Origin of the sequence: Ruminococcus sp. AM26-12LB (genome assembly GCF_003480785.1) — a bacterium.
Taxonomy (GTDB): Bacteria; Bacillota; Clostridia; order Lachnospirales; family Lachnospiraceae; genus Blautia_A; species Blautia_A fusiformis.
Window position 1 is genome coordinate 170,698 of record NZ_QUJX01000002.1, and the last position, 15,459, is coordinate 186,156.

General features: G+C 46.1%; 15 protein-coding genes. 4 read left to right on the top strand and 11 right to left on the bottom strand.

Annotated elements, in window-relative coordinates:
* Window positions 1–42 precede the first annotated feature (42 nt).
* The gene (locus DW694_RS01960) at window positions 43–1,047 is read right to left on the bottom strand and encodes a Gfo/Idh/MocA family oxidoreductase (protein WP_118752455.1); all 1,005 of its coding nucleotides are present in this window, start codon (window positions 1,045–1,047) and stop codon (window positions 43–45) included.
* Window positions 1,048–1,559: 512 nt separating this feature from the next.
* Between DW694_RS01960 and DW694_RS01965 the strand changes: the two genes are divergently transcribed.
* Window positions 1,560–2,843: an O-acetylhomoserine aminocarboxypropyltransferase/cysteine synthase family protein gene (locus tag DW694_RS01965; protein ID WP_118752456.1), complete on the top strand. Its 1,284-nt coding sequence runs from the start codon at window positions 1,560–1,562 to the stop codon at window positions 2,841–2,843.
* Between the two features lie 189 nt (window positions 2,844–3,032).
* On the opposite strand, the gene DW694_RS01970 is transcribed toward DW694_RS01965, so the two are convergent.
* From DW694_RS01970 to DW694_RS01980, 3 genes are all read right to left on the bottom strand, one after another.
* Entirely contained in the window at window positions 3,033–3,326 is a 294-nt protein-coding gene (locus tag DW694_RS01970; protein WP_118752457.1) for a phage holin family protein, read from the bottom strand.
* 212 nt (window positions 3,327–3,538) lie between these two features.
* The gene (locus tag DW694_RS01975; RefSeq protein WP_015525727.1) at window positions 3,539–4,549 is read right to left on the bottom strand and encodes a GGGtGRT protein; all 1,011 of its coding nucleotides are present in this window, start codon (window positions 4,547–4,549) and stop codon (window positions 3,539–3,541) included.
* 40 nt (window positions 4,550–4,589) lie between these two features.
* The gene (locus tag DW694_RS01980; RefSeq protein WP_015525726.1) at window positions 4,590–5,282 is read right to left on the bottom strand and encodes a hypothetical protein; all 693 of its coding nucleotides are present in this window, start codon (window positions 5,280–5,282) and stop codon (window positions 4,590–4,592) included.
* Between the two features lie 246 nt (window positions 5,283–5,528).
* On the opposite strand from DW694_RS01980, the gene DW694_RS01985 reads away from it, so the two are divergent.
* A complete protein-coding gene (locus DW694_RS01985) occupies window positions 5,529–6,266 on the top strand; it encodes a TraX family protein (protein ID WP_118752458.1) in 738 nt (245 codons plus the stop codon).
* A gap of 123 nt (window positions 6,267–6,389) precedes the next feature.
* Here the strand turns inward: DW694_RS01985 and DW694_RS01990 are convergent, their stop codons facing one another.
* The 7 genes from DW694_RS01990 to DW694_RS02020 all read right to left on the bottom strand — a co-directional run bounded on the left by DW694_RS01990 (window position 6,390) and on the right by DW694_RS02020 (window position 13,756).
* A complete protein-coding gene (locus tag DW694_RS01990; RefSeq protein WP_021651109.1) occupies window positions 6,390–7,058 on the bottom strand; it encodes a transferase in 669 nt (222 codons plus the stop codon).
* Window positions 7,055–9,106, bottom strand: a complete 2,052-nt coding sequence (locus DW694_RS01995) for a DNA topoisomerase (protein WP_118752459.1) — start codon at window positions 9,104–9,106, stop codon at window positions 7,055–7,057. The genes DW694_RS01990 and DW694_RS01995 overlap by 4 nt, the downstream gene beginning before the upstream one ends.
* Before the next feature lies 1 nt (window position 9,107).
* Entirely contained in the window at window positions 9,108–9,863 is a 756-nt protein-coding gene (locus DW694_RS02000; RefSeq protein ID WP_118752460.1) for a formate/nitrite transporter family protein, read from the bottom strand.
* A gap of 181 nt (window positions 9,864–10,044) precedes the next feature.
* On the bottom strand, window positions 10,045–10,281 hold the full coding sequence (locus DW694_RS02005) for a DUF3343 domain-containing protein (RefSeq protein WP_118752461.1): 237 nt from the start codon (window positions 10,279–10,281) through the stop codon (window positions 10,045–10,047).
* A gap of 99 nt (window positions 10,282–10,380) precedes the next feature.
* Window positions 10,381–11,466, bottom strand: coding sequence for an aspartate-semialdehyde dehydrogenase (asd, locus tag DW694_RS02010; RefSeq protein ID WP_015525720.1), 1,086 nt, complete (start codon window positions 11,464–11,466; stop codon window positions 10,381–10,383).
* A 93-nt stretch (window positions 11,467–11,559) separates the two neighbouring features.
* Complete coding sequence (gene argH, locus DW694_RS02015) at window positions 11,560–12,939, bottom strand: argininosuccinate lyase (RefSeq protein WP_015525719.1); 1,380 nt, start codon at window positions 12,937–12,939, stop codon at window positions 11,560–11,562.
* A 151-nt stretch (window positions 12,940–13,090) separates the two neighbouring features.
* On the bottom strand, window positions 13,091–13,756 hold the full coding sequence (locus tag DW694_RS02020; protein ID WP_059086312.1) for an epoxyqueuosine reductase QueH: 666 nt from the start codon (window positions 13,754–13,756) through the stop codon (window positions 13,091–13,093).
* A gap of 129 nt (window positions 13,757–13,885) precedes the next feature.
* Here DW694_RS02020 and DW694_RS02025 point away from each other — a divergent pair, with 129 nt between their 5' ends.
* Together DW694_RS02025 and DW694_RS02030 are read left to right on the top strand one after the other, a co-directional pair.
* Complete coding sequence (locus DW694_RS02025) at window positions 13,886–14,653, top strand: ABC transporter ATP-binding protein (protein WP_118752462.1); 768 nt, start codon at window positions 13,886–13,888, stop codon at window positions 14,651–14,653.
* Window positions 14,646–15,440 carry an ABC transporter permease gene (locus DW694_RS02030; RefSeq protein ID WP_118752463.1) on the top strand — a complete coding sequence of 265 codons (795 nt, stop codon included), beginning with the start codon at window positions 14,646–14,648 and terminating at the stop codon, window positions 15,438–15,440. Before DW694_RS02025 ends, DW694_RS02030 begins: the two co-directional genes overlap by 8 nt.
* The last annotated feature ends 19 nt before the right edge of the window (window positions 15,441–15,459 follow it).

Below are 15,459 nucleotides of genomic sequence, written 5' to 3' on the forward strand. Positions count from 1 at the left end.
ATGATAACTCACACTTGATGAGGTGGAGCTCGTAAAATATATTTATTTATAAAATTCCGGCTTCTCAACTGCTGAAACGATTTTCTCGATCTGTCCGGTTTCCTGCGCTTTTACAAGAGCATCTGCTGTGATCGCTGCCAGGTATCCATCCCATGCATTCGGTCCTGTGATCACTCCTGCCTCTGCGTTATCAACCCAGTCCTGAACCTCTTTATCATAAGCGTCTTTAAATCTTACGAAGCAGTCTGTGTCAATAGCAGTGGACACTGCCGCATTCTTGCGGATAGACGGATAAGCCGGCTGTGCCATTTTCAGTGCACCGTCCTCACATACAACTTCACAGTTGATGTCATATCCAAACTTGCAGTTTACAAATACTTCTACATCAATGCATACACCTTTTTTAGTACGGAGCATCATGATCTGCGGATCCTTCAGCTCAAAGTGGGAATATTTCGTCACTTTTGGCATTACTACCTGTGCTGATTCATACTCATCATCTACAAGCCAGTGAAGGACATCGATCTCATGGATTGCGGTATCGTGCACAGCCATTGGTGTATTGTAATTGGTACCTACCTCCGGATTTCTGTGTGTACAGTGAAGGATCAGCGGCTCGCCGTATTCTCCGGTTGCAAGTGCTTCCTTGATCTGCTGATATCCCTTGTCATAGCGTCTCATAAATCCAAGCTGGATGAGATGTTTGCCGGCTGCCTCCTCTGCCTTTACTACTTTCAGGCAGTCCTCAGCAGTTGTACATAATGGTTTCTCACAGAAAATCCTCTTACCGGCCTCGATCGCCTGAAGAAGAGAATCTACATGTGCGAAGCCCGGAGATACGATAAATACTGCATCTACGTTCTCTGCATTGATGAGCTCCTTACTGTCTGCATAGACTTTTGCTCCGCAGATCTCGGCTGCTTTCCTGGCACTTTCCTCAAATACATCGGAAACAGCTACTACTTCTGCTCCCTGGATCTTCTCTGTCAGTCTTCTGATATGATCTCTTCCCATTCCGCCGCATCCGATAACTCCTACTCTTAACATTTTAAATTCCTCCGTTCATTTTTTATTGTTTTCTGTTTTTGTGTTCTTTTTGATGATGTTATATTATCATTTTGTGCGCGTGAACGCAATGTCTTTTTTGTACAAAATTTCCATTTTGTTTTTATGCGATTTTCACTATTTGTTACTTCATTCACATATTTTGTTTGTTTTACAGTATTTTTTCGGCATTCGCTCACATTTTCGCATCTATAAAATGACTTACTATGCTTATTACAAACGTTGACCATATAGCGTTTTATTATGTGCACCAGAACGCAATATTTCATTTCCCTTATACCCTAGTAGAGTTTATGTAGAATATTATTGTATTTCAACACATAAAGAGTTATACTTATATGTAGTTTTATTTAAAATACACAAATGCATTTTTCATACTTTATTTAGCCGAACTGTAAGGATCAAAGCTTCTCTCAGAAATCCCTGAAACGCAGGCAGACTTCCCTGATTCGGTTAAATTCATACGAAAAACACAGCAGAAAGGACTTATCCCTATGAGCGACTATAATTTAGAAACTAAATGTATCCACTCCGGCTATACCCCATCCAAGGGCGAGCCCTGTGCACTTCCTGTTTATCAGAGCACTACTTATAAATATGACACCACTGACGAAATGGGCCAGTTATTTGATCTGAAGGCAGACGGATATTTTTACACCCGTCTCCAGAACCCGACCAACGATGCCGTAGCTGCAAAGATCGCAGATCTGGAAGGCGGTGTTGCTGCGATCCTGACTTCTTCCGGACAGGCAGCCAACTTCTACGCAGTATTTAATATCTGTGAGGCAGGCGATCACGTTGTTGCCGCTTCTACCATTTACGGAGGAACCTTCAACCTTCTTGCCGTCACCTTCAAGAAACTTGGCATTGACTGCACCTTTGTTGATACCGATGCAACAGAAGAAGAGATTGCTGCCGCATTTAAACCGAACACAAAGGTTCTCTTTGCAGAAACCATCGCCAATCCGGCTCTGGTCGTCCTGGACATCGAGAAATTTGCACACGTTGCACACCAGAACGGCGTGCCTCTTATTGTGGATAACACCTTTGCCACACCGGTAAACTGCCGTCCCTTCGAGTGGGGTGCAGATATCGTTACCCACTCCACCACCAAATATATGGACGGGCATGCCGTTCAGGTAGGCGGCGCCATTGTCGACAGCGGTAACTTCGACTGGGATGCCTATGGCCATAAATATCACGGTCTGACAGAGCCGGATGAATCCTATCACGGTGTTGTCTATACAAAGCAGTTTGGAAAAAAAGCTTACATCACTAAGGCTACTTCCCAACTGATGCGTGATCTGGGCTCTATTCCGTCTCCGATGAACTGCTTCCTTCTGAACCTCGGCCTGGAAACGCTTCCACTGCGTGTTGAACGCCATTGCTCCAATGCCCAGAAGATCGCAGAATACCTGAACGCACACGAAAAGGTTTCTCATGTAAATTATGCAGGACTTCCAGAGGATAAATATCACGCACTGGCTCAGAAATATATGAAGGATGGTCGTACCTGCGGCGTTATCTCCTTTGAACTGACCGGTGGCCGTGATGCAGCAGTCCGTTTTATGGACAGTCTGAAGCTTGCCACCATCGCAACTCATGTTGCTGCTTCCATCACTATGGTCCTTCACCCAGCCAGCCATACCCACCGTCAGATGAACGACGAGCAGCTGGTTGAAGCAGGAGTTTCTCCCGGAATGATCCGTCTTTCCATTGGTATCGAAAATGTGGATGATATTATCAAAGATCTGGATCAGGCACTGAAAAATGCATAAATAACCAATTCAAAAAGGAAGGATACATCTGCTCATGCATGATGTATCCTTCCTTTTTATGATATATTTTCTCCTACTCTCAATTATGGCATTTCCGCAAATTACCTGCATCCTGTTCTGAACGGCTTTCTTCTGGCGCATAAATTCCTGCAGCTGCTGCATGTATCTGAAACTACCTTACAAAATCCATTATTCATCTTTTTCCAGCTGTTTGATCAGCTGATTCACATATGTAGAAAGCCCCGCCACCAGGACTCCCTGTGTCGTGGATGTAAATACTGCCATTGCAATATCCTGTGCATTTTTACAGGAACAGGTAGCAAAAACATAAATTCCGCATATAAGGATCCCTGCACACCCCAGTATCAGCGGAATATATTTGTCCTTCACAGCCTGAGCCTCCTTCAGTGCGATCCCCATAAAATACAAAGCGATCGCTGTGATCAGCAATTCCGGTTTAATATAATCCTCAAGCGCTTCCATAAATATTCTCAGTATCTCCCCTGCCGCTTTGATTTATTTTATGAATTTCTCCAAAAAATATTTCATAAATTCCCCAAAAATGTTAGCTACGTGTTCGCTATTACTGTTTTTTCGCACTTTTTGAGAATATTTTGTTCTATTGCAGAGCAAAAAGAAAAAGGCCATAGACCCTAAGGTTTACAGCCTTTCCCACTATTTTTCGTTATCTAAAATCAGAATTTGCCAGCGTCAGCAGCTTCCTGTACGGAAACAGCTACAGCAACTGTCATACCAACCATCGGGTTGTTTCCAGCGCCGATAAGACCCATCATCTCTACGTGAGCCGGTACGGAAGAAGATCCTGCGAACTGAGCGTCAGAATGCATACGTCCAAGTGTATCAGTCATACCGTAGGAAGCAGGACCTGCTGCCATGTTGTCCGGATGAAGTGTACGTCCTGTACCACCGCCGGAAGCAACGGAGAAGTATTTTTTGCCTTTCTCGTTGCACTCTTTTTTGTATGTTCCTGCTACCGGATGCTGGAAACGAGTCGGGTTCGTGGAGTTTCCTGTGATGGAAACGTCAACGCCCTCTTTCCACATGATCGCAACACCTTCCGGAACGCTGTTAGCGCCGTAGCAGTTAACCTTTGCACGAAGTCCCTCTGAATAGGATTTACGGAATACTTCCTTAACCTCGTTCTTATATGGATCATATTCTGTCTCTACATATGTAAAGCCGTTGATACGGGAGATGATCTGAGCAGCGTCTTTTCCAAGACCGTTCAGGATAACACGAAGAGGTTTTTTACGAACCTTGTTTGCTTTCTCTGCGATACCGATCGCACCCTCAGCTGCTGCGAAAGACTCATGTCCTGCAAGGAAGCAGAAGCAGTCTGTCTCTTCCTCAAGGAGCATCTTTCCAAGGTTTCCATGTCCAAGACCTACTTTACGTGTGTCTGCAACGGATCCCGGGATACAGAAAGCCTGAAGGCCTTCTCCGATAGCTGCTGCTGCGTCAGCGGCTCTTCTGCAGCCTTTTTTGATCGCGATAGCTGCACCTACTGTGTAAGCCCAGCAAGCGTTCTCGAAGCAGATCGGCTGAATGCCTTTGATCTGATCGTAAACGTTCAGTCCTGCGTCTTTAGTGATTTTCTCAGCTTCTTCGATAGAAGCGATTCCATAGCTGTTTAAAACAGAATTGATCTTGTCAATTCGTCTCTCATATGATTCAAATAAAGCCATTTCCTGTAACCTCCTGATATTTTCACCTTACGAAGTGTAATTACTCTTTTCTTGGGTCGATGATCTTAACAGCATCTGCAACACGGCCGTACTGACCCTTTGCTTTCTCCCATGCTGTGTTCGGGTCATCACCTTTCTTAATGAAGTCAGTCATTTTTCCAAGGCTTACGAACTGATATCCGATGATCTCATCGTTCTCGTCAAGAGCGATACCTGTAACATAACCCTCAGCCATCTCAAGGTAACGAGGTCCTTTTTTCAGAGTTCCATACATTGTACCAACCTGAGAACGAAGTCCTTTTCCAAGGTCCTCAAGACCAGCGCCTACTGCAAGTCCGTCCTCGGAGAATGCAGACTGGGAACGTCCGTAAACGATCTGAAGGAAAAGCTCTCTCATAGCTGTATTGATTGCATCACATACAAGGTCTGTGTTCAGTGCCTCCATAACGGTAAGTCCTGGAAGGATCTCAGAAGCCATAGCTGCAGAATGAGTCATTCCTGAACATCCGATTGTCTCAACAAGTGCCTCCTGGATGATTCCCTCTTTAACGTTAAGGGACAGCTTACATGCACCCTGCTGCGGAGCACACCAGCCAACACCGTGTGTAAATCCGGAGATATCCTTTACTTCTTTTGCCTGAACCCATTTTGCTTCTTCCGGGATCGGAGCGGCACCATGATGTACGCCCTGTGCCACTGGACACATTTCTTCTACTTCGCGTGAATAAATCATTTTAAAACTCCTTTCAAGTATAGATTGACCGATGTTATTGAGAAAAAAAGTTCGATAACACCCTACGGCTATTTTCTCACAAAACCGTTGTTTCGTCCAGTCATATTTGATAAAATTTTGCCATAAAACGCATAATATTGGTAGTTATTCCGGCAGTATTGCATGCCTAACTGTCAAATATTTCTGGCAACTACTGTATGTATGTGATAATATATTAGCAAGTTTAACCCTGGAGGTATATTTTTCATGAATGCATCTGTGGATTCTGTTTTTCCAGAAAAATACCGCATTCTCAGCGGAAGCGCTCTGAAGATGATCGCGGTCATCACCATGCTGATCGATCATATCGGAGCTGTGCTGCTCAGTATGTATCAGCCTGCACAGAAAATCCTGTTTACACTTTTCGGCAGAGAATATACTGTATATCTTATTTTCCGCGATATCGGAAGAGCTGCTTTTCCCATCTTCTGTTTTCTCCTGCTGGAAGGCTTCCGGCATACACGGAGCCGGTTCCTCTATGGAAGAAATCTCCTTCTTTTTGCGCTGCTCTCAGAAATTCCGTGGAATCTGATGTTTACAAATACGCTGCGTTACGAAAGACAAAATGTGTTTTTCACGCTTTTCCTCGGATATCTGGCCTTTTGTGCCATCGAATATTTCCAGACCAGACCTTCGATGCAGCTTCTCTGCATCCTGGGACTGCTTGTTGTTTCCATTTTTCTGAAAGCAGACTATGGATGGCGGGGGTATATCTTCCTGCTGATCATGTTCTATATGCGAAACGATAAGCCAGGCCAGGCAATCCTCGGAAGCTGCTGGCTTTACTATGAATGGAGAGCCTCCTTTGCCTTTCTGTCCATTAACCTGTACAATGGAAAAAGAGGCTTCATCCGCGGAAAATCAGCAAAATATTTCTTTTACTGGTTTTACCCAGTCCATATTATAGGACTGGTCATACTTCGACAGCTTTTGTTTTTATCTTAATCCCGCCCGCTCCCGGTCGGTTCATCCTTCCACGACCAATACTGTTGCATCCATCACCCCATCAAAAAAAGCTGCACTCTCTCAAAAGTGCAGCCTAAATGCGTGTCCAGAAGGATCTGTTTCTTATTTTTTCTTTACGATCTCTTTTGCATTTTTATAAATGGAATCTGCAGGAACACATCCACGTACCGGTGACAGCGGGTAGATATTAGAATTCCGTCCGATCACAGTACCGGGATTCAGCACAGAACCGCATCCGACTTCAACATGATCTCCGAGCATCGCTCCGAATTTCTTAAGACCGGTTTCGATCTTTTCATCCCCGTCTTTTACGACAACCAGCTTCTTGTCTGATTTTACGTTGGAACAGATCGATCCGGCACCCATGTGGGACTTATATCCCAGCACAGCATCTCCAACATAATTATAATGAGGAACCTGAACCTTGTTAAACAGCACTGCATTCTTAAGCTCTGTGGAATTTCCCACAACTGCGCCCTCACCAACGATAGCCTTGCCGCGGATAAATGCACAGTGGCGCACCTCGGCGTCTCTGCCAATGATAGCCGGTCCGGTGATACTTGCAGTCGGCGCAACTGTAGCGGATCTTGCGATCCATACATTTTCGCCCTTCTCCTCATATTCAGAAGGATCCAGTGTTTTTCCCAGCTTAATAATGAAATCTCCGATCTCCGGAAGAACCTCCCACGGATAGGTTTTTCCCTCAAAAAGCTCTGCTGCAATAGTCTCATTCAGATCCAGCATATTGCTGATAGTAAAATCTTTCATCATGATGATCTCTTTCCTCCCTGTCTGGAAGCTCGCTCCGGCTTCCTGTAGTTTACAGCGGCCGCATCAAAAAACTGCCGCAGGTTATACTGATAATTGCTTGCCTCCACCTGCCGGGTACGTACCCGCACAAAATGCTCCAGCTTGTCCATATATTCCTGTTCCGTGATGCTGCCCTCTGCCACATAGGTGAGGCCCTTTTCCCAGCTTGCCGTAAGCTCCGGGTTCAGAAGCTGCCGGATAGAACAATTTACCACATCGAAGATCATTTCCCCAAGAAGTGTTGGAGTGATCACCTGGGTCTTTTTGTTCAGTGCCAGATATTTGATGTTAAAAAGCTTCTTCAGGATCTCGGCACGGGTAGCACTGGTGCCGATCCCGCTTCCCTTGATCTGGGCTCGAAGCTCCTCATCCTCGATCAGCTGTCCCGCATTTTCCATGGCAAGGATCATGGAACCGGAATTGTATCGTTTGGGCGGTGAAGTCTCACCTTCCTTGATACTCAAACCGTTCACAGGAAGTATATCACCCTTTTTCAGCTTCTGCAACGCCTCCAGGAGCACAGTATCACAGGAAACCTCGTCTTCCTCTCCATTTCTGTTTTTCTCACTGTCTGAAGCCCTTTTCCGCGAAAAAGAATTCGTGGCGATCTTCAGATAGCCTTCTTCTTTGAGAACCTTAAAGGATGAAAAGAATGCCTCGCCGTCCAGCTTCGTCACAAGACTCACCTTCTGATAAACGGCCGGCGGATAAAAAATACACAAAAATCTCCGTACAATGGTCTCGTACACACGCTGTGCAGTAAGAGACACGCTTCCAAGCGCATTCAATCCCTGACCGGTAGGAATGATCGCGTAATGGTCTGTGATCTGCTTGTCATTCACATATCTGGTCTTTGCAATGCTTTTCCAGGATTCCATCCCCAAAACCTCTGCCGCCGCAGCACCGGCCTGCTGATAATTTCGAAGACCGGATATATTCTTGTATATCTCCTTGGCCACTGCCGTGGAAAGAACTCTGGCATCCGTTCTCGGATAAGTCACCAGCTTCTTCTCATAAAGCTCCTGTACGATCCGGAGTGTCTCGTCCGGACTGATCTTAAACAGCTTTGAGCACACATTCTGAAGCTCCGCCAGGTTAAAAAGAAGCGGCGGATTTTTGTTTTCTTTTTTTCGTTCCACCTTTTCCACAATACAAGAAAGGGGCTGGTTCACCATCAGCTGATCGATCAGCATCTGTGCATGCTCTTTTTTCCTGAAGCCGTTTTCTTTATAAAGATACGGGGACTGGAAATACCGGCTACCTTCCACAGCCCTCCATTCACCGTCAAAATTTTCACCTGCAAGTCCAATGCTGCCAAGGACACGGTAAAACGGTGTCTTCACAAAGACACGGATCTCCCGTTCTCTCCGCACCACCATGCCAAGAACACAGGTCATCACACGCCCAACTGCAATGGCCTGATATTTGGAATGGAGATAATTGGTGACACTGCTTCCGTAGCGCAAGGTCAGAACTCTGGAAAAATTGATTCCCATAAGATAATCTTCCTTTGCGCGGAGATACGCAGATGCTGCCAGATTATCATACTCCGAGATATCCTTCGCTTCACGGATCCCTCTTAAGATCTCTTCCTCTGTCTGGGAATCGATCCACACACGTTTCTGGACTTTCCCCTTTACTCCTGCCATCTGGGCTACCAGACGGTAGATATATTCACCCTCACGTCCGGAGTCGGTACACACATAAATGGTATCCACATCCGGCCGGTTCAGCAGTCCTTTTACGATCTCGAACTGCTTTTTGACCCCGGGGATCACTTCATATTTAAATTCGCGCGGCAAAAAAGGCAGGGTATCAAAACTCCACCTTTTAAACTTGATATCATATTTTTCGGGATAGCTCATGGTAACCAGGTGTCCTACACACCAGGTTACCACAGAATCATCAGATTCCAGATATCCGTCTTTTCTCTGACCGTTGATCTTCAAAGCCTTCGCAAATTCCTGTGCCACGCTGGGCTTCTCCGCTATGTATAAAGCCTTTGCCATACTATTTATCTGCACTCATCTTTCTAAGCGGCCATGCCAGAAGCACAGCTCCGCCAACTATATTTCCCAGTGTTACGATCACCATGCTTTTAAGCATAGCGCCGACAGACAATCCTGGCACCATACAGAATGCAACTGTAAAAATACCCATATTTGCAATACAATGCTCAAATCCGCTGACAACGAAACCTGAAATACAGATCACGATCATCAGGAACTTGCCTGACTCACTCTTCAGCTTAATGCCGCAGAGAACAGCAAGACAGACGAAGAAATTACAAAGTACCGCACGGAAAAACATCTGTCCTGCCGGAATACTCAGTTTTCCGTTTATAAATCCGGCAAAATAATCTGCTGTACCGGACGCTCCGGCACCTGCAAAGATCAGCGCCAGGATCAGGCATCCCACAAAATTGCCGATGTAACTGATTCCCCAGACCTTGCCTACGTCTTTCCATGATACGCTCTTGTCATACGCACCAAAAGCCATTACCAGATTGTTACCGGTAAACAGCTCTCCTCCTACCATTACGATCAGCAGGACCGCAATAGAGAACACGATGGCTCCAAGGAATTTCCCCCATTCCGGGAATGTCTTGGAAAATACATTTCCAACAACGTTACAGTAGATCATCGCCACATCAATAAAAAATCCGGCCATGATCGCCCGCATAAAGTATTTTCCGAAATTGCTGTTCAGTAAGTTTATCTTACCCTTCGCAGCGGTTGACAGTTTCTCTACATCCTCCCTGTTCATAAATAGCACCTCCACATATTTTTAGCAAGCGTGGCACTTTGTTGCTGCTTCTTTGTTCACAGCAACACGCTTTCCGGAAATCTGCTTGTTATATTGTAACACTTTACTAATTATTTAACAATAAAAATGCGAAAATTTTCAAAAATTTCCGTTTTGTTACATACAACAAATAATATCCGTTTTATACCAGAACACGATAGATGCCATCCCAGGCCAGTTCCTTTTTTTTCAGGAAATTTTCTGTTTCCTCCTCTGATTGCTCCACGCATTTCCATGCCAGTCCGCACTGGGCACTGATCTCTGAAGGGATCGGAATCAGCCTTCCCGGAAATTCAGATTCCCTGGCCGTTTTTTCCATTTTCATGGCAGCCGTGGTTGTGGAAAATGTCACAACTGTAGTAATTACTTTTCTGCGCATATCTCCTTTGGTCCTTCCACACACGCAAAAACAGGACACCGGAAAAACCGATATCCCGTTTCTGATGATTTTCTTTATTTCCTGTAAAGGATCCAGTTCTTATTTAGCCTGGATATATCCTTTCGCTTTCAGAGTTTCTGCACAGAGAACTGCTCCGCCTGCGGCACCTCTTACTGTGTTATGGGAAAGTCCGATGAACTTGTAATCATAAACAGTATCCTCACGAAGACGTCCTACAGATACTCCCATTCCATTCTCATAGTTTACATCCATCTGTACCTGCGGACGGTTGTCCTCCTCAAGATACTGGATGAACTGCTTCGGAGCGCTTGGAAGCTCAAGCTCCTGCGGAAGTCCCTTAAACTCAACCAACTTCTGGATCAGCTGCTCTTTGGTAGGTTTCTTGCGGAATTTAACGAATACAGCTGCTGTATGTCCGTTGAGGACCGGAACACGTACACACTGGCATGTGATGACAGGTGTGGTAGCCGGAACGATCACGCCGTCCTCGATCTTGCCCCAGAGTCTTAATGGCTCCTTCTCACTCTTCTCTTCCTCACCACCGATGTACGGAATGATGTTGTGCTCCATCTCCGGCCAGTCCTTGAAGGTTTTTCCTGCTCCGGAAATAGCCTGGTATGTAGTGGCAACTACTTCATACGGCTCGAACTCTTTCCATGCGGTAAGTACCGGAGCGTAGCTCTGGATAGAGCAGTTCGGTTTAACAGCTACAAAGCCGCGTTTTGTTCCGAGACGTTTCTTCTGGAATTCGATAACCTCGAAGTGCTCCGGATTGATTTCCGGAACTACCATCGGAACGTCCGGTGTCCAGCGGTGTGCGCTGTTGTTGGACACAACCGGTGTCTCTGTCTTTGCATATTCTTCCTCGATCGCCTTGATCTCATCCTTCGTCATATCAACTGCGGAAAATACAAAGTCAACAGTAGCTGCAACCTTCTCAACCTCGTGGATATCCATAACAACCAGCTTCTTTACTGCCTCCGGCATCGGAGTATCCATTTTCCATCTGCCGCCTACAGCCTCCTCGTAGGTCTTGCCTGCGCTTCTCGGGCTTGCCGCTACAGTAACCACCTCAAACCACGGGTGATTCTCCAGAAGAGAAATGAATCTCTGACCAACCATTCCAGTTGCACCTAAAATACCGACTTTAAGCTTTTCACTCATAATAAAACTCTCCTCATCTCGTGTCCCTCCATGGCACACATTTGTCTTTTCTGTAAATACTATACCAATTTTTCCTAAAATGCAAGCATTATCTTAATTTTTTTCAAGATATTCTTTATTCTGAGCGATCACCTGCTCCATCACGTCCGGTCCCGGCGCTCCCAGAGTCACACGTTTTTCCACGCAGGTCTTCATACTGATGGCTTCATAGATGTCCTCCTCAAACACAGGACTGATCTCTTTGTACTCGGAAAGCGGAAGCTCATCCAGAGAGATTCCCTTATCCAGACAGAGAAGGACCAGTCTTCCGACGATGCCGTGAGCATCACGGAACGGTACACCGTGGTTAACCAGATAGTCTGCTGCGTCTGTGGCGTTTGTAAAGCCTCTCTTTGCACTTGCCTCCATGTTGGCTTTGTTGAACTGCATAGTGGAAACCATGCCGGTAAACAGGGCGATACAGCCCTTTACGGTGTCGATGGCATCAAAGGTCAGCTCCTTGTCTTCCTGCATATCTTTGTTGTATGCAAGCGGGATTCCCTTCATGGTTGTGAGAATAGATGTCAGCGCTCCGTAAACACGGCCTGTTTTTCCACGGACAAGCTCTGCGATATCCGGATTCTTCTTCTGCGGCATGATACTGCTGCCTGTGCTGTATGCGTCATCGATCTCAACGAAACGGTACTCATTGGAATTCCACAGAATGATCTCCTCTGAAAAACGGCTCAGATGCATCATGATCGTAGAAAATGCACTGAGAAGCTCGATGACATAATCTCTGTCAGATACGGAATCCATACTGTTTCTGGTTGGTGCATCAAAGCCGAGAAGCTCTGCAGTATAGGCACGATCCAACGGATAAGTGGTTCCTGCCAGTGCTCCCGCTCCAAGCGGACAGGTATTCATTCTCTTACGGATATCAAAAAGTCTGTCACGGTCTCTGCGGAACATCTCAAAATATGCGCCTACATGGTGTGCCAGAGTTACCGGCTGTGCCTTCTGAAGGTGGGTAAATCCCGGCATGTAGGTGTGAACATTCTCTTCCATGATCTTCTGCAGGGCAAGAAGAAGGTCCTTCAGCTCCTTATCTGTCTCATCGATCTCGTCGCGGACATAAAGCTTCATATCCAGAGCTACCTGGTCATTACGGCTTCTTCCTGTGTGAAGCTTCTTTCCGGCATCTCCGATACGGTCGATCAGGTTTGCCTCCACGAAGCTGTGGATATCCTCATACTCCGCTGTGATCTCCAGCTTGCCTGCTTCCACGTCTGCAAGGATACCGTCCAGTCCTTCTGTGATCTGCTCCTTTTCTTCCTCTGTCAGGATCCCCTGTTTTGCAAGCATGGCAACATGTGCCTTGCTTCCACGGATATCCTGTCTGTAAAATTTTTGATCAAAGGAAATGGATGCGTTAAAATTGTAAACCAGCTTGTCCGTTTCTTTTGTAAAACGGCCTCCCCATAACTGTGCCATATTGATTCTTCCTCACTTTTCTTTTTTGCGGCAGAACTGTCTTCTCCGGACATACACGAGCTCCGTCTCCCGGACGTCTGCACTTTTCTGTGTTAGTGTAACATATTTTTATAAAAATGCAAAGTTTTTCATAATTATACGTTTGCTGTCTTCAGCCGTTGTTACTGTTCACTCGATTCTCAGTAACCAGCCGTTCTCTGTCCATGGCTTCTTTCTTTGAAAATACACAGCCGCAATAATTCTGCCGGTACAGAGCATGCTCATGAGACAGTTCAATAGAACGCTTGTAGCCATTCTTTTTCTTAAAATCCGAAGTCAGATGTGGCACTTTATAGATTTCTGCCAGCTCCTCGCCAATCTCATTGATCTTCTGTGCATTTTTCAGCGGACTGATACTTAATGTTGTGGTGAAATAATCATATCCTCCCTCCTTCGCCAGCTTTGCCGCCTCTTCCATCCGCAGACGGTAACACCGAAAGCACCTCTCTCCTCCTTCCGGAACATCTTCCAGGCCTTTTGCCATCTCATAAAATTCCTTCGGGTCATACCGTCCCTCCACCAGCGTTACCGGATGTACAAACTCCATCTCCCCGATCAGGCGGCGGATCTCAGCCACGCGGTGTGAATATTCCTCCACTGGTGCGATATTGGGATTATAAAAAAATATCGTGATCTCAAAATACTGCGACAGGTATTCCATCACATAGCTGCTGCATGGCGCACAGCAGGCATGCAGAAAAAGTCTGGGGGTTTTCCCTTCTTTCTGGTTTCTTTCAATCAGTTTATCCAGTTCTTTCTGGTAGTTTCTCTTGTTCAATGTTTGTAATTCCTTTCTCTATAACTGTTTTCAGGCAGACATCAAAGTATACATCTCTGCCATTGGCCTTCTCATGTTTCAGACATATGATAATATTATACCATTATCTACGAAAAGGAGGCAATATCCATGAATCCTGTCCTGAAAGTGCGGGACGTGTGTCTCTCCTATCACACATTATCCGGTGAGACACCCGCCCTTTCTCATATATCCTTTGACCTGATGCCCGGTGAATTTCTGTCCATTGTAGGACCTTCCGGATGCGGAAAATCCACTCTTCTGAATCTCATTGCCGGCCTGCTCACTCCGGAGCACGGTTCCATTACTCTGGGAGGCCGGCCGGTATCCTCCGGCAGTGCCACTGTAGGATATATGCTCCAGAAGGATCATCTTCTGGAATGGCGGAGCATCTACAAAAACATCCTTCTCGGCCTGGAGATCCGGAAAGAACTCACACCTGAAAAGCTGGCACATGCAGAAGCCCTTCTTCAGACCTACGGTCTGGACCGTTTCCGTGATGCCCGCCCTTCCCAGCTTTCCGGCGGTATGCGCCAACGTGCCGCTCTGATCCGGACCCTTGTGCTGGAACCGGAGCTCCTTCTTCTGGATGAACCTTTTTCTGCACTGGATTACCAGACCCGCTTAAATGTCAGTGATGATATCGGAAAAATCCTCAAAAGCTCCGGCAAGCCTGCGATCCTGGTCACTCACGATATCTCAGAGGCCATCAGCATGGCCGACCGGGTACTGATCCTTTCTGCACGTCCTGCTACTGTACGAAAGATCATTGATATCGATCTGGATATCAGCGACCGCACTCCCCTCTCCTCCAGAAATGCTCCGGATTTTAAGAAATATTTTAACATCATATGGAAGGAGCTCAATGAAAATGCCTGAAATTTCCAGACAGCAGAAACAATATCTTGCACGGCAGAAAAAAGAAAAACACATTATCCTGGCTGCACGAACACTTCTTTTTGTTCTGTTTATGGGACTTTGGGAAATATCCTCTGATCTTGGATGGATCGATTCCTTTATCTTCAGCAGTCCTTCCCTGATCGCAGAGACCTTTCTTTCCATGTGCAGGGATCAGTCCCTGTTTGCACATATTGCCGTGACACTGGCAGAAACTCTTATCAGTTTCTTTTTTGTTGTGATCCTAGGTGTAGGAACCGCAGTACTTCTCTGGTGCTCCCGACGGATCGCACGGATCCTGGAGCCATGTCTGGTGGTACTGAACAGTCTCCCGAAATCTGCTCTGGCCCCTCTTCTGATCGTATGGCTTGGTGCCAACGAACGTACCATTGTAGTCGCCGGCATGTCTGTAGCCATCTTCGGTTCCGTTATCAATCTGCACTCCGGCTTCTGCCAGGCAGATCCGGAAAAGCTGAAGCTGATCGAAACTCTGGGGGGACACAAAAAGGAAAAGCTTCTGAAGATCGTCCTGCCCTCCTCCGTTCCTCTTATCCTGAGTGTGATGAAGGTCAACATCGGGCTTTGCTTGGTAGGCGTGATCATCGGAGAATTTATCGGTGCCCGAAAAGGCCTGGGATACCTGATCATTTACGGAAGCCAGACATTCAGACTTACATGGGTCCTGATGTCCATTGTGATCCTCTGCATCATTGCCATGCTGCTGTATTTTGCACTTTATCTTATTGAAAAACAGGTCCGGAAGCATTAGCTGTAAAAAGGGCGTGTAA